This window comes from Nannocystis sp. RBIL2 (genome assembly GCF_026626745.1).
Lineage (GTDB): Bacteria > Myxococcota_A > Polyangia > Nannocystales > Nannocystaceae > Nannocystis.
Genome location: NZ_JAPNJW010000001.1, coordinates 833,376 through 856,898 on the forward strand (window position 1 = coordinate 833,376; position 23,523 = coordinate 856,898).

Consider the following 23,523-nt stretch of genomic DNA (forward strand, 5'->3'; position numbering starts at 1 on the left):
TCGTGAAAGCGGCGCGCCCGGAGCGGGCGCCCGGCCTCACGGCTTGCGGACGGTGGCGTTCAGCCGGTAGGTGAACTGGCCGGCGGCGCCGTTCTGCGACAGCGTGGACGCGCGCACCTGGACGTAGTAGGTCCCGGCGGCCAGGTTGTGCAAGCCGGCGTGCAGCGGCGCCGAACCGGTGCCGTCGAGCATCGAGCAGAAGCCGCGGCCGCTGTCGTCGTCGTTGGCGAGCTCGACGCCCTGCCCGTTGTACACCGTCAGCCGCGAGTCGACGCCGTTGCTCTCGCAGGTCTCGACGGCGCGGTCGCCCTCGATGACCTCGAGGCGCAGCGAGCTGCCGGAGACCGGCACGTCGATGCGGTAGAAGTCGGAGTCGGCGTTGACCGAGTGGTCGCCGAACACCAGCAGATCGGAGCCGTTCTGGATGTTGAGGTTGGCGGCCGCCTGGGCCTCGTTCGGCTCGGTCTCGGTGCCGGCGTCGGTCAGCACCGCGGCCTGGAGGAAGTAGTTGTTGATGACGGCGTTGTTGCCGTTCTCCTCGTGCTGGATGTAGGTGGTGCCGGCCGGGAGCGGGAACACCAGCGCCGCGCAGGTGCTGATGCCCGCCGTCGCGGTTTCGGCGATGATCAGGGTGTTGGCGGGGTTGAAGAGCCGCAGCACCGTGCTGATGCCGGTGCAATCGTTGAGCACGGAGAAGCTCTCGAAGCGCAGGAACGACGGCGCGGCGAGGTCGAGGCGCCAGCGATCGACGTCGGCCACCGGCGTGATCGCGCCGCCGAAGATCGCCGACCCGGTCGCCACGATCCCGGTCCCGTCGGACTGGGCGTTGGTGTTGTTGGGCTCGATCTCGGTGATCAGGCCCTCGATCTTGCAGGTGCCGTCGCAGCCGTCGCCGTCGGCCAGGTTGCCGTCGTCGCACTGCTCGCCGAAGCCGGGCGTCCCGTCGCCGCAGACGACCGGATCGATCTTGATGTCGAGCAGGTAGTCGTTGATGACGGTGTTGTCCTGGTAGTCGATCACCCGCACGTAGAGGGTCTCGCCCGGCGCCAGCGGATAGGCCGTGATGAGCGAGCAGCTGTTGATGCCGCTCTCGTCGTCGGTGGCGAGGAGCGCGTTGGCGGCGTTGCGGATCTCGACGACGGTGTCGATGGTGGCGCAGGTGCCCGGGCCCGCGATGCCGAAGGTCTCGAGACGCAGCGTGGCGTAGCCGTCGCCGGTGTTCTGCACGGCGAACACGTCGTCGTCGCCGACCGGGGTGATCTTCGCCTTGATCAGCGTGTCGTCGGTGAACGGGCCGTTGGCGTTGGCGGCGCTGAAGTCGTTGACGCCGACGGCGACCATGCCGTCGTCGTTCGGCTCCATCTCGGAGACGGCGGTGATGCACGCCGAGAGGTCGAAGCCGCAGTCGGCCGAGCACTTGAGCGAGCCGTAGTCGGCGCCCTGCGTCTGACAGGTCGCGCCGCCGAGCAGGGCGCCGTCGCACTCCTCCGCGCCGCTCAGGGCGTTGTCGCCGCAGGTGCTGCAGTTGCTGGTGTCGAGCGCGCCGCAGTCGGCCGCGCAAGCCAGATCGCCCAATTCGAAGCCCTGGCTGACGCAGTCCTCGCCGCCGAGCTCGGTGCCGTCGCACACCTCGGTGCCGGAGACGTTGCCGTCGCCGCAGGTGAAACACCCGGCCAGCTCGAACACGCAGGTGTTCTCCATGCACGTCAGGGTGCCGCTCTCGAAGCCCTGCGACACGCAGTCCTGCCCGGCCAGGTCGTCGCCGTCGCACGACTCCTCGCCCTCGATCGCGCCGTTGCCGCACGAGGCCAGCACGCACCCGCTGATGTCGAAGCCGGTGCAGTCGGCCGCGCACGCGAGGGTGCCGCTGTCGAAGCCCTGCGACACGCAGTCCTGATCGGCCAGCGCGGCGCCGTCACACACCTCGGGGTCCTCGATCACGCCGTCGCCGCAGTTGTCAGCGGCGGTGGTCGTGTCGGTCGTGGCGGTCGTATCGGTCGTGTCGGTCGTGTCGGTCGTCGTCGTCGTCGTCGCGGTCGTGTCGTCCGTCGTCGACGTGGTGGTCGTCGTGTCGTCGGTCGTCGTGCCGGTCGTGTCGGTCGTGCTCGTCGACGTCGTCGGTTCGGTCGTGGTCGGCACGCCGGTGGTCAGCGTGTCGCTGGTCGGACCCGGGCTCGTGCTGGTGGAGTCGTCGGTGGTCGAGGTCTCGGAGGTCGACGCGGTGGTGTCGACGGTCGCATCGTCGCCGCAAGCGGCGAGGGTCGCGAGGGCGACCGAGAGGGGGAGAGGCAGAACAATCCTACGCATGGGAGCCGGACTTTATGCGCGACGCGCCTCCGGCGATAGTGCGCCGCGCCGTGCACACTCTGCAGCCGCGGTCGGGCTTGCGGACCTGCAAGGTCTTTGGACCAGGTCCGCAGCTCACCCGCACGTGCGACTCGAACGCACGAGCACTTCTATGGGGATGTCCTTCGAGTCATGCCAATGCAGCGGACCGCCGAGCTCGCCGCGCGCGGACCGCCGCAGCCGGCGGCCTGGGCGGTCGGATGTCTCTCGAGACATGCGATGATTCGCCGTACCCCGTCCGCGCTCGTGGGGCCCGGCGGCCCAACCGCCGGACTCGCCGAGAGCTCCGCGGCGTCCAGTCCGCCGGGGGTTGGCGCGCGAGGCGAAGGAAAATATTTCGCGGCGAAAAGGACACATGTTCCGAGAGACATCCGAGGATTGCCGCCCCGCCACGACTGTCACCATATGTCCGCGAAGACATGCGGGGGAGCACCCCCGGAAGAACCCTCGCCGCGGTCCACCCTCGCAGGCCCCCGGCGCCCGCGGAAGGTGGTGAGGCGAGCGAGAGGATCGGTCATTCGCGGTCCCCCGGCCTGACGGCCTGGCCCCATCGATCCAGCGGTTCGCAGCCACACGGGCCCCCGGGGCCCCGTCTCCACCTATCCAACGGTCGCGGCCACACGGGCCCGACGGGCTGGCACCGTCTCCACCTATCCGCAGTTCGCGGCCATGCGGGGGTCGGCCGATTTGCCCCTCTCCTTCCATAAAAGTAGGAGACGGCCATACGGACCCGACGGGCCCAGGTCGCAGCCCCGCGGACCGGCCGCCCTCTCCTTCCATAAAAGTAGGAGACGGCCACGCGGCTCGACGCGCGACCCGTCTCCACCCATCCGTAGTTCGCGGCCGACCGGGCCCGCCTCCGACCATCCCAGTGACAGCCACGCGGGCCCGACGGGCGCGTCACCCCTCAAAGTCGGAGTCGGACCCGCGAGCCCCACCGGGCCGCCCCTCTCCAACCATGAACGTCGACGGCAGCGGGCCCTGCCCGTCGGCGAACCGATCTCAGGCGCTGCCGGCAGCGCGACCGAGGCGGGCGCGCTGGGCTCGGCCGGTCTCCAGCAGCACCTCGGGGGCGGCGCCGATGAGGTCGATCGCCAGGGCGGTGAAGTCGGTCGGGGTGACGCGGTCCTGGTGGCGGACGATCGCGGCGAGGACGGCGTCGAGGCAGTCGTCGTCGACGCGGATCCGCAGGGCCACCTGGTCGTCGGAGTCCTTGCGCCCGACGGCCAAGCGGATGTGCTCGAGCGGGACGCAGGTGCCGAGAGAGCGCGACAGCTCGCGGTCGTACAGCCAGTAGCCGGCCTCGAGGTTGGCGTGGGCGCCGAAGTAGCGGCCGATCGCCGGCGGCTCGACGCGGGCGACTCCGCGCATCTGCTGGTAAAACGCGAACCACTGCCGGGCCTCGCGCCAGTCCTGGCCGTCGAGACAGGCGACGAAGCGGCCGATCCGGTCGAGCTCGCCGAGGTCGGGCTCGGGCGCGTCGACGTCGACGCCGGCGTCCTCGTCGTCCTCGTCGCCGTCGCCGGCCTCGTCGCCGTCCTCGTCCTCGTCGTCCTCGGCCAGCTCGCTGGCGTCGACGCCGAGCCACTCTGCCAGCGGGGCGCGCTGGGTCAGCGCCGGCGTGAGGCCGATGTCGGCCAGCGCGGTGCCGATGTTGGCGTAGCGCCAGGCCGCCGGCGCGCGCACGAGGCTCGCCAGCACCTGGCGCTGGACCTCGCCGAGGACCTCCGCGCCGGCCCCCGCGGGCACGCTCGCGTCGGCGAAGGCGAGCCCGAGCAGCGCGGTGGCCAGACCGAGCGCGTCGCGGCCGCGGACCGCCTCGAGGGCGCGCCCGAGCGCGGGGGCCAGGCGCAGGCGCGCAGCGGCGGGCAGGCGCACCAGGCCGTCGGCGAGCGGGCCGTAGCTCATGCGCGCGGCGTTGTCGTGGAGCTCGTCGAGCTGGCCGAACAGATCGACGTCCTCGACCAATTCGGCGAGCGCGGCGAACTGCGGGCCCTCCACGGGCGCACCGCCGCGCGACAGGCCGAGGCCGGCGTAGAGGCGCACCGCGGGGTGCTCGCTGATGTCGACCAGCCGCTCGCGCAGCTCGTCGGCGCGGGCCGGGTCGGCGATGCAGCCGAGGGCGAACGCTGCCACCGCGCGGACCGCCGGCTCGGAGTCGTCCTCGACGGCCGCGGCGAGCGGGGCGCGGGCCGCCTCGACCGCGAACAGCCCGAGCAAGTACGCCGCGGCCACGCGGACCGCCGGCTCGGGGTGGCCGAGGCGGCGCGCGTAGACGGAGATCCCGCGCGACACGGCCTCGCGCGCGGCGGTGGCGGCGTTGTGCGGCGCCTCGGCGTCCTCGTCGGGCGTGCCGGTGGCGAGGTGCGCCAGCAGCTCGAGGATCGCCGGCAGATCCTCCTGCGCCTCGGCCTCGAGCAGCTCGACCAGGAACGGCACCGCGGCGGGGCTCGCCGAGTACACCGTGCCCTGGTGCCAGATCGTCGAGAACAACGCGTCGAGCGCGCCCTCCCGCTTGCCGGGGTGATCGCTGACGAGCGCGCGGATAAGCTTCGGCACGTCGCTCGCCTCTCCGTAGGCGTGTCGCAGGGACTTCCAGTCGATCGCGTCGAGGTTGACGAGCACCACCGCGACCATACCCCTGCACGCCCTGCTTGTCTGCAGCACGCAGCCGGCCGCGATCGGCCCTTGGCGGGCTTTTGAACGTTGTTAACCGCAGTTGCGTTCGCCTGCGCGCCCGCCGCGGCGGGCGGTGATCGGCGTCACCGTTTGCACTGCCTGCGGCTGCAGTGGGCCGCGTCGCCGGGCCCGGCGCGGGGTGCTACTGTGGCCCCGCCATGCAGCACCGCGCCCGCTCCTCGCTCCTCGCCTGCGGCCTCCTCTCCGCCGCGCTGACCGCAGGCGCCTGCGCCTCGTCACCCGACATCATCTCCTTCCCGCTGGTCTATTCGCCGAGCGAGAAGGCCGACCCGTCGAAGGTCGCGGGGTTGGCGGCGGTCCCCCCGGGCACCCTCATCTTCATCGCCCAGATCGTCGACAAGCGGCAGGTGACAGATCCGCACCTGCTCGGGGTCAGCGAGGACGCCAACCCCGACCTGCCGGTCTACAACGCCGCCGGCGGCCAGGTCCCGACCGAATACGTCCGCAACGTGTTCGCCAAGGAGCTCTCCGCGCTCGGCTTCCCGGTCACCGCCGATCCGCAGGCCGCGACGCACACCCTGCAGCTGCAGCTCGACCAGTTCTGGATCGTCGAGGGCAACACCTACCAGGCCGCGCTGATGGCCCAGGGCTGGCTCATCGACCGCAACAGCACGACGCTGTGGCAGGGCCCGATCGCCGGCAAGAGCAGCCGCTGGGGCCGCAGCCAGCAGGAGAGCAACTTCCTGCAGGCCTTCGGCGACGCCACCCTCGACGGCTCGGTCAAGCTGGCCCAGACCCCCGAGTTCCGCAACGCGCTGGCGGCCGCCCCGCCGGTGCCCCAGCAGTGACCGCGCCCGATCGCAGCGACCCGCGGCGCGCCTGGCAGCTCCACGGCCTCGCCCTGCTGGCGCTGGTCGTCCTGTACGCGTACGTGTTCGGCGGCCGCGCGTTCGCGGGGCCGAGCGGCATCTTCGATCTCCTGGGCTTCGCCGCCGTCGTCACGCTGGAGATCCTCGTCGCCTACGCGCTGCTGACGACCTTCCTCATGTTGTGGGTCGGCCGGCGCACCTGGGGGCCGGCCTTTATGCACGTGCTGCTGGCGGGCGGCTACATCGTCGCAGTCGTGCTCGACGACCGCGCCGCCGAGGAACGGCGGGCCGAGGCCGCGCGTCAGCACGAGGCGGAGCAGCGCCGCCGGGTCGTGAACTGCCTCGGGGTCGAGCTGCGGGCGATCCGCGGCGCGCCGCCGCGGGCCGTCGTGGAGCTGCACAACGGCTGCGAGGTGCCGCTGGCGCTCCACGACGTCGGCCTCGTCGGCTTCACGCCCGCGGGCGGCAACGTCTTCCTCGACCCGGAGGACCGCGACGAGCGCGAGGTCACGACCTTGCCGCCGCACCAGCGCGCGACCTTCCGCCTCGTCTCGACCTTTCCTGGCGACTTCGCCGTCGGTGACGGCTGGAACTGGCGCTGCAACGTCCTCGTCGACGGGCCGGACCCGGGCATCCCGTGCTTTGCCACGCCGGGCGCCCCGTCGACCGGCGGGTGCGGGTCCTTCCGCCGCGTCGCGCTCGACAACCGCTGATCTCGGGCATGGTCGATCGGGCATGGTCTCTCAGACATGGCCCGTAGAACATGCCCCCATGGACATGCCGCCGCGGACATGTCCCTCGGCTCACCGGCTCGCCCGCCGACGGCCGCGCAGCTCGACGCACAGCCCGCCGTAGGGCCCGCGGGCCAGCTCGAGCGAGAAGCCGTGGGCGTCGGCGACGCGGGCGGCGATGTGGAGCCCGAGGCCGCGGCCGCCGGGTCGGGCCTGCTGGCCGTGGGCGCCGCGGAAGTAGCGTTCGGTCAGGCGCGGCAGCTCGTCGGGCCTCACCCCGGGGCCGTCGTCCTCGACGCGCAGGGCGAAGCCGTCGTGGCCGCGGCGGACCAGCACCGCGGCCACGTGGCCGCCGCGGTAGTTGTAGGCGACCGCGTTGTCGATCACGTTGACGATCGCCTGCTCGACCAGCAAAGCGTCGCCGTCGATCCACACCGTCGCCTCGGGCACCGCCGACACCAGCTCGACCCCCGCCTTGCGCGCCTGCGCGGTCGCGCGGACCACCACGCGCAGCAGGACCGCGTTGAGGTCGATCGCCGCCCGCGCCGGCGCGACCTCGGTCGCCAGCGCGGCCGCGGCCGCGAGGTTGCGCAGCAGCCCGGCGATGTGGTGGACCTCGGCGATCGCCGCGCCCGGGCCGAGGTCGCCGAGGTGGCCGTGCAGGGCCGTCAGCGGCAGCATGACGTCGTGGGTGGCGTCGACGACGACGTCGCGCAGGGCCGCGTTGCGCCGCTCGCCGAGGGCCAGGTGGTCGCGCACGGCCCGTCCGGCCGCGTTGAAGCTGTGGGCCAGCTCGGCCAGCTCGTCGTCGCCGCCGACCTCGATCTCGCGGCGATGGCCGCTCTCGGCGGCGTCGCGGGCGGCCGCGGCGAGCTGGCGGATCCGTCCGAGCAGCGGCCAGGCGACCGCGAGCGCCGCCGAGATCCCGAGGCCGAAGCCGAGGGCCAGCGCGCCGGTGCGTCCGAGCAGCGGCTCCGGCAGCGCGCTCACGCCTATCAGGACCGGCGCCGCGACCACGAACAGCGCCGCCGCCACCCGCGTCCGCAGCTTCATGGCCCGGCCTCCTCGCGCGCGGTCGGATGAAGGCCTGTCCGTTCGGACATGTCGCTCGCGGACTCGGGCGTGGACCCGCGGGCCGGCGGGCGTGGAGGTGTCTCTCCGGACAGGTCGTCCCCGTCGCGGCCGACTCGGGCGGGCGCACCTCGACCTGTCCCTTCGCGCAGGCCCGTGCCGGCCCGCCTGGCGCCGTGGCGACCTGTCCCGAGCGCCATGTCGGTGCGAGCGCCGCGAGGCCGCGGCGCGCCGCTCCCTCCCGCACCGCGGCGACCTGTCCCGAGCGCCATGTCGGTGCGAGCGCCGCGAGGCCGCGGCCGGCCCGCGAAGGGGGGCTCCGGCGGGGAGGAGAGCACGCGCTCGGCTGTCGGCCGCGGGTCGGGCACGCAGCGGCAAGCGTAGCGCCGGGTCGCGCGGGCGCAGCCCGGGGCCTCCGGCCGCGAGGCTCGGCCGGGCGCAAACGCGGCCGCCGGGGCCCGGCCGCGCCTCACTCCGGCGGGTGCGCGGCGCGTCACTCTCGCACGCAGTCGGACGGCGGACCCGCGAGTCGGAAGCCCGCCGGCGTGAAGTTGCGCCGCCGACTGGTCGAGCCCGGCGCCCGCGGGCCGGGCCCATCGCAGGCCACGAAAGTGGGCACGACCCGGCGGATGCGGTCGTCCTCGGCCGCGCGTGCACAAAGACCTCACGCGCGCCGCTCAGGCGCAGCAGTCCTTCGGAGTGCTTCACGCGCCGCTCAGGCGCGGAAGCTCGGCAGTCCTCCGGGACTGCCTCCCGCTGCTCAAGCGCGGAAGCTCATCAGTCCTTCGGGACAGGTGATGTGCCACCCCATGTCGCCGAGGAACTCGCGCCGCTCGGCGGCGGTGCAGGTCGGCACGAACGCCCGCAGCACCCGCGGGTCGTAGAAGCGGAAGTAGACCTTCTCACGGTCGAGCTCGACCATGAGGAACTTGCGCAGGTGGCGGCGCACGGCCTCGAACTCGCGGCCGTCGGGCACCGACAGGAAGATCGCCCAGCCGCCGTCGCCGTCGCGCCGGGCGTCGTCGGTGTGCCAGCCCTCGACCACCAGATCGCCCATCAGCTCCGGGTGAGGCGGCCCGAGCTCGACCAGGTACGGCGCGGTCTCGGCGATCGCGTCGCCCTGCCAGCCATCGAACAGCGAGCGGTGGCGGGCCGGCGACTCGCGCAAGAGCACCCGCACCCGATCGTCGCGCGACGCATCCGCGACCGCGAACAGCCGGCCCGGCAGCGCCCGCAGGGCCGCGATCGCCGGCGCGGCCGCGGCCACCCTCTCCGGCGTCGGCGGCGGATCGGGCCGCGTGTGGCGCTCGATCGCCAGCGACAGGTCGGACGCACCGGCGCGCACCCAGCCGCCGTGGCCGCTCTTGCCCTCGCGCATCGGCTGTCCGTCGAGACATGTCCGTTCGTTCACCAGCGCCTGCACCGCGGCGACCCGCCCGTCCCACTCGATCTGCAGGTGGATCGGCGCCAGCGCCCCGTCGTGCGCCAGGCACAGGCCGGCCGCCGCGTCGCGCCCGACAGTGATCGCCCCGCCCGCGGCGATCACGGCCTTCTTGCCCTGCTCCGGCCCCCACAGCACCTCGACGACCAGCCGCGGCGCGGGTCCGTCGAGGCTGGGCGGTCCGTCGAGAGGGGGGCTCGTGGCAGGGCTCGCGCTCATGGCGAAGGCGGATGGGCCGGCGGCCAGGCCGGGAGTTCGGTCTCCTCGTCGAGGAACTCGGGCTCGTCGATCTCGACGCCGGCGCGGTAGCGGATGTCGTCCCACGCCAGCTGCCAGCGGGTCGGCACCTCGCCGTGGACGTAGTCGGTGCGCGCGGCGATCGGCGGGTTCTCGGGGTCGCCGGGGTAGCCCTCGGAGTCGACGCGCTGGGTCTCGACCGTCAGCTTGGGCGCCGGCACGCCCTCGACCAGGTAGTTCGGGCAGCCGTTCGGCACGTCGATCGGCACCCACACGCCGGTGACCGGCACGACCTCGTCCGGGTCGACGACGACGCCGTCGGCCGGCGGCATCGGCTGCAGGTGAGCGTGCGGGGGCGCCGGGCGCTGCAGGGCCATCAGCGTGTGCGACCACTTGGCCTCGGCGGTGCGCTGCATCTGCGCCGCCATGACCACCGCCTTCTCGGCCCACGCGAACAGGCCCACGCTCGGCCGCTCGCCGTAGTTGTAGCCGAACTTCTCCCAGCGCATGCCGCCGTCGAAGCCGTGGCCGAGCAGCTCGGCGAGGAAGCCGGCCTGGATCAGCGCGTCGTAGGCCCGCGTCTTCTGGTTGCCGAGCAGGAGCCCCGGCACCTGCTCGAGCGCCGCCAGCGGCGGGTAGACCGTCTTCAGCGCCTTGCGAGCGAACAGGGTGTGGTCGGGCCCCGACTTGCGGGCCCACGCGTCGAAGCCGGCGCTGAACTGCTGCACGAGCAGCGTGCAGCGCTTGACGTAGGTCAGCGACGAGTATCGGCACAGGCGATAGAACACCTGTGCGAGGGTGGTGGCGTCGATAGCGAGCTCGGCCGGCGAGAACGGCCGGACGATGGTCTGGAGCTCCGTCACTGCTGCTGCTGCCGCCTCTCCTCGGCCTGCGAGCCGCGGACCGCCGCGCCCGTGACGCGCGTGACCGCGGTGAATTCACCGACCCGCTCGGCGCGCTCGACCTGCCCGAGCAGGATGGCACGGGTCTGCTCGTTCGGCACGTTCACGCCCATGTGATCGCGCCAGCCGGTCGGGTGCAGCGGCAGCGCCTCGACGTGGCTCATCGCCCACGCGTTGCTCGGGTGGCGCAGGTCGATCAGCAGCTGCTGCGCGCCGCCGTTGAGCACCTGCCCGTAGGTCGCCGTCTTCGCCGCGTCCGTCTCGACCTGGCTGGCGACCTTGCCCTGCCACACGTAGAGCGTCATGTTCGGCGGGATCTCGAACTCGATGTAGTGGCCGTCGCTGTTCCACGACTCGAGCACCGCGTAGTCCTCGCGCCACGCCCGGCCGCTCGCCGGCTTCTCGAGCGACCAGAAGGCGCCCGCGCGGCCCTCGGCGTTCTCGATCACGCGGTAGATCTTCCGCGGGTGCCGCAGCGCGACCGCCTGCAGGTTGCCGCTGAAGGTGCGGATGTTGCGGTACGGGTTGTGCGACGGGTTGTGGAAGCCGCCCTGGCGCAGGTCGGGCCACGGGATGCGGTGGCGGTAGTTGGCGATCGTCGACGGCGGGAACGGCAGATCGGCCTGACTCGGCAGCCGGCGCTCGCGCAACAGGCCGCGCTCGAGCTCCCGCGTCTCGGCGCGCAGGCTCGACGGGATCTCGTGGTACGACCCGGCGTAGATGTGGCGCTGGACCGTGTGCAGCCACTGATTCAGGTCGCGCACCGCCTGCGGGATCATGCGGTCGCCGAGCGCCAGCAGCTCCTGCATCGCCGCCTTCAGCTGGCGCAGGCGCTCGCTCATGCTGTTCGGCAGCACCCACCGCCCGCGGTGCAGGATCCGGTCGATCGTGGTGTTGACGCGCCCGACCAGCGAGCGGAAGTGGCGCTGCAGCTCGGCGGTGTAGCGCGACAGGTCGAGCTCCCGGATGAAGCGGACCGCGTTGCCGGAGCCGAGGCGGTTGAGCAGCTCGATCGCCTCGCGCAGCACCGGCGCCGCGTCGGCCGCGTTGCGACCGACCCGCGCGAGCAGCCGGCCCACGCCCTTGATCGCGCCGCCCGCCACCGGGATCAGCGCGAACAGGCAGATCGCCAGCTCGACCCACTGCATGGTCTCCTGGCGCCGCTCGGGGTGGTCGGCGAGGCGGATGACCACCGCCAGGAGGTCGCGCACCGCGGTGACGTCGCCGACCACGGGGATCATGCCGATGATCGCGTCGACGATGATCTGGCTGATCGACTGCTGCTCGTTGAACCCGCCGCGGACGAGGCCCCAGATCCATTCACCGACGTCGGTGATGGCGCGCATGTACTCGCCGCCGCTCATCGCTGCTGGCCCTCGCCGGTGACGGCGTCGATCAGCGCGTCGGCGTCGCTGTCGGAGAACTCTTCCTTGAAGGTCGGGTTCGGCGTCTGCTCTTTGCGCTCCCAGGTGCGCACGTCGGGCCCGTAGCGGACGCGGGCCCGCTCGGGCGGCACGCCCTCGATGCGGGCCTGGCCGTTGGCGTCGAGCTTGCCCTTGAGGATCGTGCCGTCGCGCAGCTCGACCTCGTACTCGGCCTCCTGCACCGGCTCGTCGTCGTGGTAGCGGTGGTCGAGGATCAGCGTGGTGTTGCGCTGCTTCTCGCACTCCTCGCAGAACGGCTTGTCGGTGCGCAGCGCCTCGACCTGGGCCGACGAGCCGATGATCACGGTCGGGCAGCCGACGACGATCGTGCCGCCGTGGGTGGTCGGGTCGCCGAGGCGCGCGGCCGGCTTGTTGCCGATGATCACCGACGGCTCGCCGCGGGCGACGCTGTCGGGGCCGGTCGCGCACACCAGCTTGTCGCCCTCGCGCGCGGCCGGCATCATGCCGATCAGCACCGAGGTCTCGCCGACGACCACCGGGCCGCCGACGTGGGTCGGCACCGGGCACACGTGCATGTCAGTGATGCGGGCTGCGGGCGGCATGACGTGTCCTTCGGGTCAGATGCCGCCGCTGTCGGCCGGGTCGGGCTTGGTGGGCTCGACGGGCTTGGCCTCGTCGGGGTTCTGCGGGCCGGCGGCCGTACCGGTGAGCGCCGAGCCGCCGCTGTTGATCTTCACCAGAGTGCCGACGATGTCGATGCCGCCGGCGTGAATGGTGATGAAGCCGCCGGGGCCGCGGACGGTCAGCCCCTGCGACGCCTCGATCACGACCTTGGACGACTTGTAGTGGACCTCCTTGAGCGCCTCGACCGACAACAGGCCCGTGACCTTGCGGTGGACGTCGCCCAAGACCTGCTCGTGGTGGCCGCCGCCGATCTTGATCTTGAGGTCGGCCTTGATCTCGAGGCTCTGGCTCTGCATCACCAGCTCGCGGCGGTTGCCCTCGATGATGGTGTCGACGTGGCCGACGCCGTCGATGCCGCCGACGCGGATCCGCAGGTCGCCGCCGACGTGCTCGTTGCGGTTGCGATCGATGCGCCAGTGGTGGTCGCGCCAGATGTTCTCGTAGTAGTCGCCGATCTTGGCCCCGCCGTCGTTGCTGCCGACGGTCAGGTGGCGGTTGTGCAGCACGCTCTCCATCCGGTCGTGCAGGACGCGGATGTCCATGTTGCGCTGCGCGTGCATGAAGATCTGCTCGATCCCCTTCTGGTCCTCGAAGCGCAGCTCGTTGTAGCCGGCCCCCTGGTAGGTGTCCGACTTGATGGTGCTCTTGGTCTTCTGCTCCGGCAGCGGGTACGGCGGCAGGTTGAGGCCGTGGTAGATCCGGCCGACGATCACCGGGCGGTCGGGGTCGCCCTCGATGAAGTCGACCAGCACCTCGTGGCCGATCCGCGGGATGAACATCGCGCCCCACGAGTTGCCGGCCCACAGCTGGCTGACGCGGACCCAACACGACGAATCCTCGCTGAACTTGTCGCTGCGGTCCCAGTGGAACTGCACCTTCACCCGCGCGTGCTCGTCGACGTAGATCTCCTCGTTGGGCGGGCCGACCACGGTGGCCGTCTGCACGCCTCTCACCGCGGGCCGCGGGGTCACGCGCGGCGGCCGGTACGGCGTCTTGGCCTCGATGCACACGAAGCTGTTGTTGTAGGAGAACTCGGTGCCGGCGTCCTGCTCGAGCACCTGCGACTGCTCGCCCTTGTGCTCGACGCGCAGCAGCTTGTAATCGCCGTCGAGGTCGCCGCGCTGGTGGCCGGCCTGCGTGAACGAGTAGCCGGGCACGAGCCGCGGGCAATCACTCTCGCCGAGGCCGCGGCGGCGGTCGTGCTGCATCGCCTCGAGACGGATCTTCGCCAGGCCGGCGCCCTGGTCGGAGCTGCGCCCGCCGCTGACCTGGTACTCGCCGGGGAAGTCGTAGACCTCGAGGTCGGTGGCCAGCTGCGCCGACTCGCTGGCGTCCATCTGCTGGTCGGGCTTGTGAAGGTTGTGGTCGCGCAGCGCGGACTTGCCGGTGCGCACGCCCTCGAGCAGGCGGAAGCGGGTGATGTGCTCCTGTCCGCGCACGAACCCGTGCGGGGGGGCCCACCACACCTCCTGCGGCCCCGCGATCGCCGGCGCGCCGGGCTTGTCGCTCATCACGAGCACGTGCTTCTCGGCGCTGTGCTCGAAGTAATAGTAGATGCCGTCCTCCTCGAGCAGCCGGCTGACGAAGTCCCAGTCCGACTCGCGGTACTGCACGCAGTAGTCGCGCGGGTTGTACGAGGAGAACAGGTCGAAGCGGAACCAGTCGCGCGGGATCCCGGCCTTCTCGAGCACCTCGCCGACGATCGTCTGCGTCGTCTTGCGCTGGAAGATCCGGCTGTCCTGGCGCCGCGTCAGCCGCCACACCCGCGGCACGAAGGTCACCTCGTAGATGTGGTGCTGGCGCAGCTCGCCGCTGTACTCGGCGCCGCATACGAGGCCGTGGATCTGGCGCGGCGACTCGACGCCACCGATCGTCAGCAGCGCCGGCTTGTCGACCAGCGCCGCGAGGTCGATCTCGGGACCCGCGAGCTCGATGCGCAGCTCGAACAGCGACGAGACCGCCTCGAAGCCAGCGAAGCGGACCACTTCGAGATCGCCGGCGGAGGCGGTGAACGTGAACAGCGCCGCGTTGCCCGTCAGCGCCGAGACCAAGTTGGCGATCAAACCCCTTCCACCCCCCGGACGCGCCATCGTAACAGAGCGGTGTACTGGCTGTTGCCGGCCGATGTCGCGCACAGGCCCGCGACGGCAGGTCCTGCCGCGCGCGCCGACGCCCGCTAGGATGCCCGCATGCGCGTACTGTTCTGCACCGACCCGCTGCTCGAGCGCCGCCCCGATCGCGCGTTCGCGCCCGAGGTCGCGGCCGCCGACGCGGTCGGCATCGCGTGGTCGTGCGTCGACTTCGAGGCCCTGGTCGCGGGAGACGTCGGCGCTGCGCTGCGCCGGGTGCAGGCGAGCGAGGCCCTCGAGGTCGCTGTCTACCGCGGCTGGATGTTGCCGCCGGCGGCCTACGACGCGCTGCACGCCGGGCTCGGCGCGCGCGGCCTGCAGCTCGTCAACGACCCCGCGGCCTATCGCAGCGCCCACCTGCTGCCCGCCGCGCTGCCGCACCTCGGCGACGACACGCCGGAGACAGTCGTGCTGCCACGCGAGGACGGCCTGCAAGAGACACAGATCGCGGCCGCTCTGGCGCGCTTCGGCGGGCGTGCGCTCGTCGTCAAGGACTACGTCAAGTCGCGCAAGCACGAGTGGAATGACGCGTGCTTCATCCGCGCCGCCGACGACATCGCCCAGGTCCGTCGCGTGGTCGGCAACTTCATCGAGCGCCAGGGCGACGACCTCGTCGGCGGCCTGGTCTTCCGCGCCTACGAGCCGCTGGTGCCGCTCGGGAACCACCCGAGGAGCGGGATGCCCCTGCCCCGCGAATGGCGGCGCTTCATCGCCGATGGGCGCGCGCTCGTCGAGGCGCCGGCGTGGGAGATCGCCGACTCGGCTGTGCCGCCGGAGTTCGCCGACCTCGCGCGCCGCGTGCCGAGCCGCTTCTTCAGCCTCGACCTCGCCGAGCGTGCAGCGGGAGGTTGGACCGCGATCGAGCTCGGCGACGGCCAGGTCGCCGGCCTGCCGCCGCTGCTCGATCCGGAGGTCTTCTACCGGGCCCTGGCGGCCTGGGATCCGCAGCCGATCGATGCGTGACGCCTAGCGGCCGAGCTGCGACGCGGCCGTGACGCGCGCGTGGATCGGCGCCGCCACCATCGCGCCCCATGCGGAGCGCAGCTCGACTCGCCTGTCTCTTCGGACATATCATTCTTCTGACCGCCTGCGCCGGCGGCGACGACTCCGACACCGGCGGCTTCGCCAGCGGCCTGACCAGCGCCACTGCGAGCGCGACCACGACCACGAGCGGCGGCCCGAGCACTCAGCCACCGACCGACGGCAGCGCCAGCGCCGGCGAGACCACCGGCACCGCGCCGACGACCACCAGCGGCGACGACTCGTCGGCAGCCGACGACTCGTCGACCACGACCTCGCCGGGGCCCGACCTGCCGGACATCGTCGCGGCGTGTACCAAGGTCGACGTGCTGCTGGTCGTCGACGCCTCGGCGACCATGGCGGACGCGCTCGCCTCGTTGCCGGCGACGTTCGCGGAGATCCAGGCGACTCTGGCGCTCGAGGTCGGCGAGGGCATCGACGACTTCCACGTCGCAGTCATCAACGCCTGCCCGAAGCCGCCGCACTTCCACAACTACGGCGCCGGCGACACCGACTGCCAGTTCCCCGGCGGCCGCAACTGGCTGGCCTCCGACGACCCGACGATCGCGCAGAACTTCGCCTGCGTGGTCCAGCTGCCGTTCCAGGACGAGGCGCTGGAGGGCAAGGGCGGCGACAACGGCGGCTACGCGTCGATCCCCGACACCTGCAGCGACGCCGACGACGAGGACGAGCAGCCGGCCTGGACCGCCGCCAAGGCGCTCGATCCGGGAGTCGCGGTCAACGCCGGGTTCTCGCGCGCCGACTCGGTGCTGCTGGTGGTCGCGATCACCGACGAGGACGAGTCGCCGGTCGGCCCCGACGACGCCGCGAAGATCCACGACGCCATCGTCGGCGCCAAGGGCGACGCGGAGCGCGTGGTGTTCCTCGGCATCGGCGGCGACGAGGGCGGCTGCGACAACGCCTACGGCGGCGGCGAGGTCAAGGACTCCGAGGTGCTGCGCGAGGTCGCCGGGACGTTCGGCGCGCGCGGCATGTACCGATCGATGTGCAAGAAGCGCGGCGCCGACCCGATCGGCGACGCCTTCGCAGAGGCGCTGACGACCGTCGTCGACGCGGCCTGCGAGACCTTCACGCCCTGACTGTGCGGGGCCGCCTTCTGCTGCGCGAGGCACGGGCCGCGCCGGGCCGCGCCGGTCCGCGAGGACATGTCCGTTTGGCCAGGCGCCGGCGCGGCCCGCCGTCGCGGGCGCACAAAAACGGCCATGTCCTCATGGACATGGCCGTGTGAGCAGGTTCGGCGTGCGCCTCGAAAGCCGCGCCTGCTCGACCTCATTGCGGGCGCGGCGGGACCGTGCCGGCCCACGTGATCGCCGGCCGCTTGCCGGCGGGCTTGCTCGGCTGCTTCGCCCGCTTCGGCGGCACCTTCCCGGCCCACGTGATCGCCGGCTGCTTCGCCTTCTTCGGCACCTCGCCCGCCCACGTGATCGCCGGCTGCTTCGCCTTCTTCGGCACCTCGCCCGCCCACGTGATCGCCGGCTTCTTCGCCTTCTGCGGCACCTCGCCCGCCCACGTGATCGCCGGCTGCTTCGCCTTCTGCGGCACTGCGCCGGCCGGCTTCGTCGCGGGGCGCTCGCTGGCGTCGACACGACGGGCCGGCTTGCCGCGGCCGTGCAGGCCCGGGTCGCCCGCGGAGCCCCAGCCGTAACCGCGGCTGGCCATCCGCGGCGCGGGGCCGTCCGACCCCCAACCGCCGTGCGACGAGAGCGTGAGGCTGCAACCGGTCACGCTGAAGAGGAGCGCCAACAGGGTCAGGATGATCTTGTGCATTTTTTAAAAACCTCGGTGCTCACGGACGCGCGTTGGATCCGCCTATTCAGACTGTCGACATTCACTGCAGATCGGCCTCTGCTCACGGCGGGGCGGCCGCCGGCGCGGGAGGCGGCGAATCGATGGCAATGTCATGACATGGCCCAAAGGACATTTTCGTTCCGGCAGTCGCGGCGAGAGCTCTTCGCGGGCGCGGGCGTCCTGCGGCTCCCGCTCGCGCCACGAGGGGGCTGGACCTGGCGAGCTCGACGGGGCAAGCTCGCGGCCATGGGCTCGATTCGTTGCGAGAGGCACGGCCAATGCGGGACGCTCGGCGCCTGCGCTCACGTCTTCGCCGCGCGCGAGGAGGACCGCCCGATCGACCTGATCGAGGCGGAGTTGCTCTTCCGGGTGTGGATCTGCCGCGAGTGCGAGGCCCTGTTCGAGCGGGCGCTGGCGACCGGCGCGCGCGACGAGACCGTGATGCGGCGGCACCACGAGCTCGACCGCCTGGGGTGCTGGCGGTGCATGCAAGAGTGGCGGGAACGCCATGCCCTCTCGGCACGACGCTCGGACGTGGACCTGGACCGTCTGGACCGCGATCGATCGTAGCAGGCCGGGCGGTGCTCCAATGCTCCCCTCGTCGTCAGGCTGCGGCCTCGTGAGCGGCGAAGCATGGTTCTACGGCGCCGTCGACCTGGTGGTCCGCGGCCGGCCTCGACGCCTCCGCTTCGTGGAGAACTTCGCGCCACACTGATATCCTCCCCGCTCCGTGCCCCGCGCCCTGCTCCTCTGCGCGCTCCTGCTCGCCTGCGCGCGTCAGACGGCGCCGGACAAGGCGCCGCCGGCCCCGCCGCCGGCTGTGGTCGAGGTCGATCCGTGCGCCCCGGCGCCTGTCCCCGGGGACAGCTCCCGCGCGCTGACCCGGGCCGACGTGCTGCTCCGCTGCGGCGACGACGCGGGCGCGCTGGCGATCCGGTTCGCCCTGCTGCGCCGCGATCCGGGCTCGACCGCGCGGGCCTACGCGCTGGCGGTGCTGGCCCACGAGTCGGGGCGGGTCGCCGACATCGACGCGGCCGTGGGCGAGCTGCCGCTGACGGCCGGCGCGCGCGCCGTCTACCGCCTGACCCGCGACGTCTCGGCGTACCTCGACTTCAGGGCGCGAAGGCCCGAGGACCTCGGCAAGCGCGACGGGCCGCTCGACGCGGCCGCGCTGGCGCGCGACGTCGCGGCCGCGCTGGCCGTCACCGCCGACGACCCCTACGCGCTGAGCCTGGCGCTGCGCTTCACCGCGCTGCACGACGCCGACCCGCGCGAACGGGCCGCGCCGATCTGCCGCGACCGCGCCGACCCGCTGCTCGCCCGCCTGCGCGACCGCGAGGGCGCGGCGGTGCTGGCGGCCGCGTGCGGGCGGATCGCCTTTCGCTCGGCCGATCCGGTGGACGGTCGGCGCCGCTTCGCCCGCGCGCTCGAGCTGGCGCCCGACGACCACGCCGCGGCGCTCGCCTGGGCCGCCGCCGAGCTCGCGGCCGGCAACCTCGACGAGGCGGTGCGGCTGTACCAGCAGGCCTCCGCCGCGCCCTCGCCGCGACTGCGCTACGCGGCGTTCCTCGGCCTCGGGGTGAGCCACGCCCGCCGCCGCGAGCGCGAGCCGGCCGAGGCCGCCTACCGCAGCGCGCTCGGCGAGCTCGGGCTCGACACCACGACGCCCGCCAAGCTGCCGCCGGAGCTGACCTTCAACCTGGGCATCCTGCTGGCCGACGCCGCCGACCCGGCCGCCCGCGCCGAGGCCCGCGCGCTCCTGCGGGCCTACGTCGACAACCTCGGCGCCGACGAGCGCCGCCGCCTGCGCGCGCGGATCTTGCTGCGCGAGCTCGGCGATTGAGACTGTCTTCTCGGCCATGTCCCGATGGACATGTCTTGATCGTCATGCTCGATGCGACATGCCCGATTCGACATGGTCTTTCAGGCATGTCTCGTCGACCTGGGCGAGCCCGTCGCCATGGCCCCCCTCGCCTCACCGCGAGCTCGCAACCTTGTCCGCGCGCCGGCGGAGACCGCCCGCCTTCTTTAAAAACTCGGTCCCCGCGCTTCACTGCAGCGAGCCCGCGCCCGCCCTTCGGAGGCTCCCCGCCTCATCGCGGTGGGCCCGACGCTCTCGCAGCCGCGCCGACGATCACCCGTCCGTCGTGGTCGGGCGCGTACTCCAGCGGCTCCTCGTAGCGACCGACCAGGCGGCCGAGGCCTGCACGGCACAGGGCGCTCTGGCCTCCGGCGTCGTGGCCCCACGCGGCCACGTGGTCGAGGCAGCGGGCGTAGGCCGTGAACACCGCCTCGCGGCGCTGGGCTGCCAGCTCGCGCATCTGCTGGGCCAGGCCGGCGTCGCCGGCGGCCTCGACGGCGGCGGCCACCTCGTCGAGCAGCGCCAGGTCGGACTCGTACACCTGCGCCTTGCGGGTCTCGACCAGCGCCGCCGACTGATCGCGGCCGCCGGCCCCGCCCGCGATCGCGGTCTCGTAGACCGCGCTCATGCGCTCGACCTCGGCCTTGCGGACCTCGAGCCACGCGCGCGAGCGGGCCGGGTCGAGGCTCTTCGGCGGCTGGCTGGTGAGCGCCGACTCGGCGTCGAGGTCGCCCTGCAGCAGCGCGACCTGGCGGCTGGCGGTCCGCGCCTCCTCGGCGTCGACGGCGATCGGCGCCTCGAGCTTGTCGACCTCGCCGCCGCTGACCTCGGGCAACAGCTTCTGCGCGCGGTCGAGGTGCTCGCGGCCCTTGGCGTGCGGCTTGGGCAGGCGGGCGATCACCCGCGCCGGCGTGCGGTCGCGGCCGAATTCGACGCACAGGCCCTCGGCCCCGGGGACCGGGCAGGACGCCCGCAGCCACGCCTCGGCCGCGCGCGCGTGGGCGATCGCCAGCCGCCGCGGCCCGCCCTCCTTGCCGAACCGCTCGATGTACTTCTCGGCCGCCTCGGGCGTGACGCCGGGGCGGAACACCGCGCGGAACTGGATCGCCGCCGCCAGCGTGCGCTCCTCCGGGCGGCCGCGGATCAGCGCGTCGAGCTGTCCTTCGGGCAATGTCCCGGCGCGCAGGCTCAGGATCAGCGAGCGGCGGCGAGCGGTCGCTGCGGCGCGGTGCCGCGGGGCGCGGGCCACCAGATCGAGGTAGCGATCGCGGGCCTGCTCGTCGTTCAAGATCCGCTCGTGCAAGCGGGCCAGCCGCAGCACCGCGTCGGGGGCCCGCGGGTCCTCGCGGTGGACGTCGGCCATGCGCTCGAGCCAGTCGATCGCCTTCTGCGTCAGGCCGGCGCGCTCGTAGCAGCGACCGGCGCCGTCGGCCGCCTCGGCAGCCGCGTGGATGTCGGCGCCGAGGTCGGCGTAGAGCCCCTCGAAGGCCGCGCCGCAGCGGGCGTCGTCACCGACCGCCTCCGACTCCTCGGCCTGGGCCCACAGCGCCGCGCGCCGCAGCGCCGCCACCTGGGCCACCTGCGGCCCGCCGGCGGCCTCGACCTCGACGGCCACGGTGACCAGGGCGACGCGGGCGGCCGAGCGCTCGCCGGCGCTGGCGGCCTCCATCCAGCGCGCCAGCAGCAGGCCGACCAGCAGCACCCGCGCCTGCTCGCGCGCCGGCCCGCTGACGGCGCTCAGGCTGGTCTCGGCCTCGTCCCAGCGGCGGTATCGCATCAGCAGCTCGGCCCGCTCGACCGCGACCTGCCCGGCCTCGGGCGTGCCCTGCAGCCCGGGCTCGGCGAGGAAGGCGTCGTAGGCGGCCAGCCACTCGCGGTCGCCGGCCGTCATCTCGCCGGGGGCGACGCGCGGGACGGGGTCGGTGCAGCGGCCCCGCGGATCCGGCAAACATGTCTGTTCAGACATGACCCATGGAGCAGGCTCCCCCTCGCGCACGCGCCGGACCGCGTCGAGCTGGGCGCGGGCCGAGCGGGCGGCCTGCTCGGTCGGCAGGCCGCCGGCCAGGGCGGCGCGGTGGTGGGCGTGGGCCTCGCGCAGCGCCTCGTCGGTCAAGGTGCGCTCGCCGATCTCGAGCGTCAGCCGCTCGGCGCGGGCCCACTCGAGCTTGCCCATCGCGTGGTGCAGCAGCGGCGCCTCGGCCTCGGCGGGGAAGTGCTTGCGCAGCGCCGCGTAGGCCTGGCGGGCCAGCGCGTGGCTCTGCGACCCGCCCGACTCGGCCCCCTGCTCGGCCCAGCGCAGCGTCACGGTCGTCAGCGCTGCGCGGGTCGCCTCGGCGCAGCGGGTCGCGTCGGGCCGGCCGCGGGTCGCCGCGTGGGCCTGGACCAGCAGCTCGATCTCTTCCCAGAGGTAGCGATCGGCGAGGCGCACCAGCCCGTCCTGGACCGCGCTCGCCTGCTTGTCGCAGGCCGCCACCGCCGCCGCACCGGATGTCTCCAAGGACATGTCCTTGGGGGCACCTGGCTCCGCGGTCGTCGGCCCGCGCGGGGCGCAGGCGAGCGTCAGCAGCAGCGCCAGCGCGGCCCGGCGCTCACGCCTTGCCATAGCAGTACTTCCGCTTGGCCCGGCCCTTCTTGGCCGCATCCGCCGCCTCGGCGCCCTCTTCCCACGAGATCGCGTTGTACTCGCAGTCGCGCAGGGTCTTGGCGCACTCGGTCTTCTTGAGGCTCGGGTTGTTGTAGCACCACTCTTTGAACTGCTGCGCCTCGCCGCCGCCGGAGCGCAGCCAGCGGGTCACGCCCTCCTGGGCCTTGAACGGCGCGCGCACCAGCAGCACCCCGAGCGTCGGCGACGACAGGGCCGCCTCGACGTCGTCGAGCGCCGCGACCGCGGTGGCCTTGCGGTCGATGCCCTCGAGCCCGACCTCGTACGCCGCCCACAGCCCGTTCGGCGCGCTGACGCGGACCAGCTCGCCGATGCTGCGCCGCTGCGAGTCGATCGCCTGCGCCAGCTGGTCGAGCGGCTCCTTCCACGCGTTCGCGGCCGGGCCGACCAGGCCGAGGCCCTCCGAGCCGAGCTCGAGCTGGGCCGCCTCGGCCGGGACCACCGGCGCGAGCAGCTGGTACAGCGCGGCCAGGTCGACGTGCTGGGTCTTCATCAGCGCGACGCCGGCCTGGCCGACCGCGGGCGGGCCGGGCAGCGTCGGCGTCGGTGCCGGCGCGGCGTCCCGATGATCGACGACCGCGCTGGCCGGCGGCGGCCGCGGCGAGTCGCCCGGGTCCGGCTCCTCGCCTGTCATTCCGGACATGTACACGAGGCCAGCCACCAGCGGAGCCGCCAGGCCGAGGGCGTACAGGCCGTAGCGCGGGCGCGTCGCGTCGGCGCGCATGGCCGCGTCGAGCTCGGCGAGCATCTGCGCCAGCGCCGGGTAGCGCGCGTCGGGGTCGGGCTGCAGGCCGCGGCGCAGCACGTGCCACACCGCCGGCGGCACCTGCGAGCGCCGCGACGGCGACACAATCTTGCCGTCGATCACCGCCATCGACAGCTCGCCGTAGCTCTCGCCCTTGAACGGCCGCTGGCCGTACAGCGCCTCGTAGGTGGCGACGCAGAACGAGAACTGATCCGAGCGGGCCGAGCTCGGGCGCGCCAGGTGCTGCTCGGGGGCCATGTACGCCGGCGTCCCGACGGTCATGCCGGTCAGCGTCAGCGACTGCAGCAGCGCCTCGCGCCCGGGCCGCAGCGTCAGCGAGGGCGCGGGCGCCGTCGGCAGCGCGGCCGCGTCGATGGCCGGGCGGGCCAGGCCGAAGTCCAGCACGTGGGCGCGGCCCTCGACCCCGACCAGCACGTTGTCGGGCTTGAAGTCGCGATGGACCAGGCCGGCCGCGTGCGCGGCGACCAGGCCCTCGCCGGCCATCAACATGATCGACAGGATCTCCCGCCACGTGCGCGGCTGCTGGCGCAGCCAGCCCTTGAGCGTCGAGCCGGCGATCAGCTCCATGGCGATGAACACCCGCCCGTTGACCTCGCCGGCGTCGAACACCGTGACGACGTTGGGGTGGCGGATCTTGGCCGCCGCCTGGGCCTCGCGCAGCATCCGGTTGCGGCCCTCGGTCCCGCCCTCGGCGCCCGCGAGCAGCAGCTTGAGGGCGATCTCGCGGTCGAGCTGCGGGTCGTAGGCGCGGTAGACCACGCCCATGCCGCCGGCGCCGATCCGGCCGGTGATCTTGTAGCGGCCGACCTCGGCGCCGATCGGCAGCTCGGGCGCGTCCGTCGGTTGCTTCGGCGTGGCGTCGCCGAGCAGCGTCGGGGCGTTGGCGAGCGAGGCCCCCGGCGGCAACGTGCGCTGGAGCGTCGCCGTGTCTTCGAGGGCGCTCGCCTGAGTCTCGCGTCCTTCCACGCCC

Annotated in this window: 16 protein-coding genes and 1 pseudogene; 6 read left to right on the plus strand and 11 right to left on the minus strand. The window is 73.1% G+C overall.

Going from position 1 to position 23,523, the window contains the following annotated elements; translation table 11 throughout:
• Nucleotides 1-36: 36 nt before the first annotated feature.
• Nucleotides 37-2,307 carry a hypothetical protein gene (locus OV090_RS03345; RefSeq protein ID WP_267702001.1) on the minus strand — a complete coding sequence of 757 codons (2,271 nt, stop codon included), beginning with the start codon at nt 2,305-2,307 and terminating at the stop codon, nt 37-39.
• Between the two features lie 1,041 nt (nt 2,308-3,348).
• Nucleotides 3,349-4,971 carry a HEAT repeat domain-containing protein gene (locus tag OV090_RS03350; protein WP_267702002.1) on the minus strand — a complete coding sequence of 541 codons (1,623 nt, stop codon included), beginning with the start codon at nt 4,969-4,971 and terminating at the stop codon, nt 3,349-3,351.
• Nucleotides 4,972-5,183: 212 nt separating this feature from the next.
• Here OV090_RS03350 and OV090_RS03355 point away from each other — a divergent pair, with 212 nt between their 5' ends.
• A complete protein-coding gene (locus OV090_RS03355) occupies nt 5,184-5,834 on the plus strand; it encodes a hypothetical protein (RefSeq protein WP_267702003.1) in 651 nt (216 codons plus the stop codon).
• Entirely contained in the window at nt 5,831-6,568 is a 738-nt protein-coding gene (locus OV090_RS03360) for a hypothetical protein (RefSeq protein WP_267702004.1), read from the plus strand. Before OV090_RS03355 ends, OV090_RS03360 begins: the two co-directional genes overlap by 4 nt.
• 90 nt (nt 6,569-6,658) lie before the next feature.
• On the opposite strand, the gene OV090_RS03365 is transcribed toward OV090_RS03360, so the two are convergent.
• From OV090_RS03365 to tssI, 6 genes and pseudogenes are all read right to left on the minus strand, one after another.
• The gene (locus OV090_RS03365; RefSeq protein WP_267702005.1) at nt 6,659-7,639 is read right to left on the minus strand and encodes a HAMP domain-containing sensor histidine kinase; all 981 of its coding nucleotides are present in this window, start codon (nt 7,637-7,639) and stop codon (nt 6,659-6,661) included.
• A gap of 778 nt (nt 7,640-8,417) precedes the next feature.
• Nucleotides 8,418-9,317, minus strand: a complete 900-nt coding sequence (locus OV090_RS03370) for a DUF4123 domain-containing protein (RefSeq protein WP_267702006.1) — start codon at nt 9,315-9,317, stop codon at nt 8,418-8,420.
• Nucleotides 9,314-10,198, minus strand: a complete 885-nt coding sequence (locus tag OV090_RS50440) for an Imm72 family immunity protein (protein ID WP_267702007.1) — start codon at nt 10,196-10,198, stop codon at nt 9,314-9,316. The genes OV090_RS03370 and OV090_RS50440 overlap by 4 nt, the downstream gene beginning before the upstream one ends.
• The gene (locus tag OV090_RS03380; protein WP_267702008.1) at nt 10,195-11,601 is read right to left on the minus strand and encodes a hypothetical protein; all 1,407 of its coding nucleotides are present in this window, start codon (nt 11,599-11,601) and stop codon (nt 10,195-10,197) included. The genes OV090_RS50440 and OV090_RS03380 overlap by 4 nt, the downstream gene beginning before the upstream one ends.
• A 353-nt stretch (nt 11,602-11,954) precedes the next feature.
• Nucleotides 11,955-12,224, minus strand: a pseudogene (locus OV090_RS50445) (PAAR domain-containing protein); the annotation flags it as partial.
• Between the two features lie 15 nt (nt 12,225-12,239).
• Complete coding sequence (gene tssI / locus OV090_RS03390; RefSeq protein ID WP_267702010.1) at nt 12,240-14,369, minus strand: type VI secretion system tip protein TssI/VgrG; 2,130 nt, start codon at nt 14,367-14,369, stop codon at nt 12,240-12,242.
• A 126-nt stretch (nt 14,370-14,495) separates the two neighbouring features.
• Between tssI and OV090_RS03395 the strand changes: the two genes are divergently transcribed.
• Nucleotides 14,496-15,398 carry an ATP-grasp domain-containing protein gene (locus OV090_RS03395; protein WP_267702011.1) on the plus strand — a complete coding sequence of 301 codons (903 nt, stop codon included), beginning with the start codon at nt 14,496-14,498 and terminating at the stop codon, nt 15,396-15,398.
• Between the two features lie 68 nt (nt 15,399-15,466).
• Nucleotides 15,467-16,555, plus strand: a complete 1,089-nt coding sequence (locus tag OV090_RS03400) for a hypothetical protein (protein ID WP_267702012.1) — start codon at nt 15,467-15,469, stop codon at nt 16,553-16,555.
• 190 nt (nt 16,556-16,745) lie between these two features.
• On the opposite strand, the gene OV090_RS03405 is transcribed toward OV090_RS03400, so the two are convergent.
• Entirely contained in the window at nt 16,746-17,243 is a 498-nt protein-coding gene (locus tag OV090_RS03405) for a hypothetical protein (protein ID WP_267702013.1), read from the minus strand.
• Nucleotides 17,244-17,510: 267 nt separating this feature from the next.
• Between OV090_RS03405 and OV090_RS03410 the strand changes: the two genes are divergently transcribed.
• The gene (locus OV090_RS03410; protein WP_267702014.1) at nt 17,511-17,834 is read left to right on the plus strand and encodes a hypothetical protein; all 324 of its coding nucleotides are present in this window, start codon (nt 17,511-17,513) and stop codon (nt 17,832-17,834) included.
• Nucleotides 17,835-17,994: 160 nt separating this feature from the next.
• Nucleotides 17,995-19,107, plus strand: a complete 1,113-nt coding sequence (locus OV090_RS03415; RefSeq protein ID WP_267702015.1) for a hypothetical protein — start codon at nt 17,995-17,997, stop codon at nt 19,105-19,107.
• Nucleotides 19,108-19,357: 250 nt separating this feature from the next.
• Here OV090_RS03415 and OV090_RS03420 read toward each other — a convergent pair whose 3' ends face one another.
• Together OV090_RS03420 and OV090_RS03425 are read right to left on the minus strand one after the other, a co-directional pair.
• On the minus strand, nt 19,358-21,727 hold the full coding sequence (locus tag OV090_RS03420; protein WP_267702016.1) for a hypothetical protein: 2,370 nt from the start codon (nt 21,725-21,727) through the stop codon (nt 19,358-19,360).
• Complete coding sequence (locus OV090_RS03425) at nt 21,714-23,519, minus strand: serine/threonine-protein kinase (RefSeq protein ID WP_267702017.1); 1,806 nt, start codon at nt 23,517-23,519, stop codon at nt 21,714-21,716. The genes OV090_RS03420 and OV090_RS03425 overlap by 14 nt, the downstream gene beginning before the upstream one ends.
• Nucleotides 23,520-23,523: the final 4 nt, after the last annotated feature.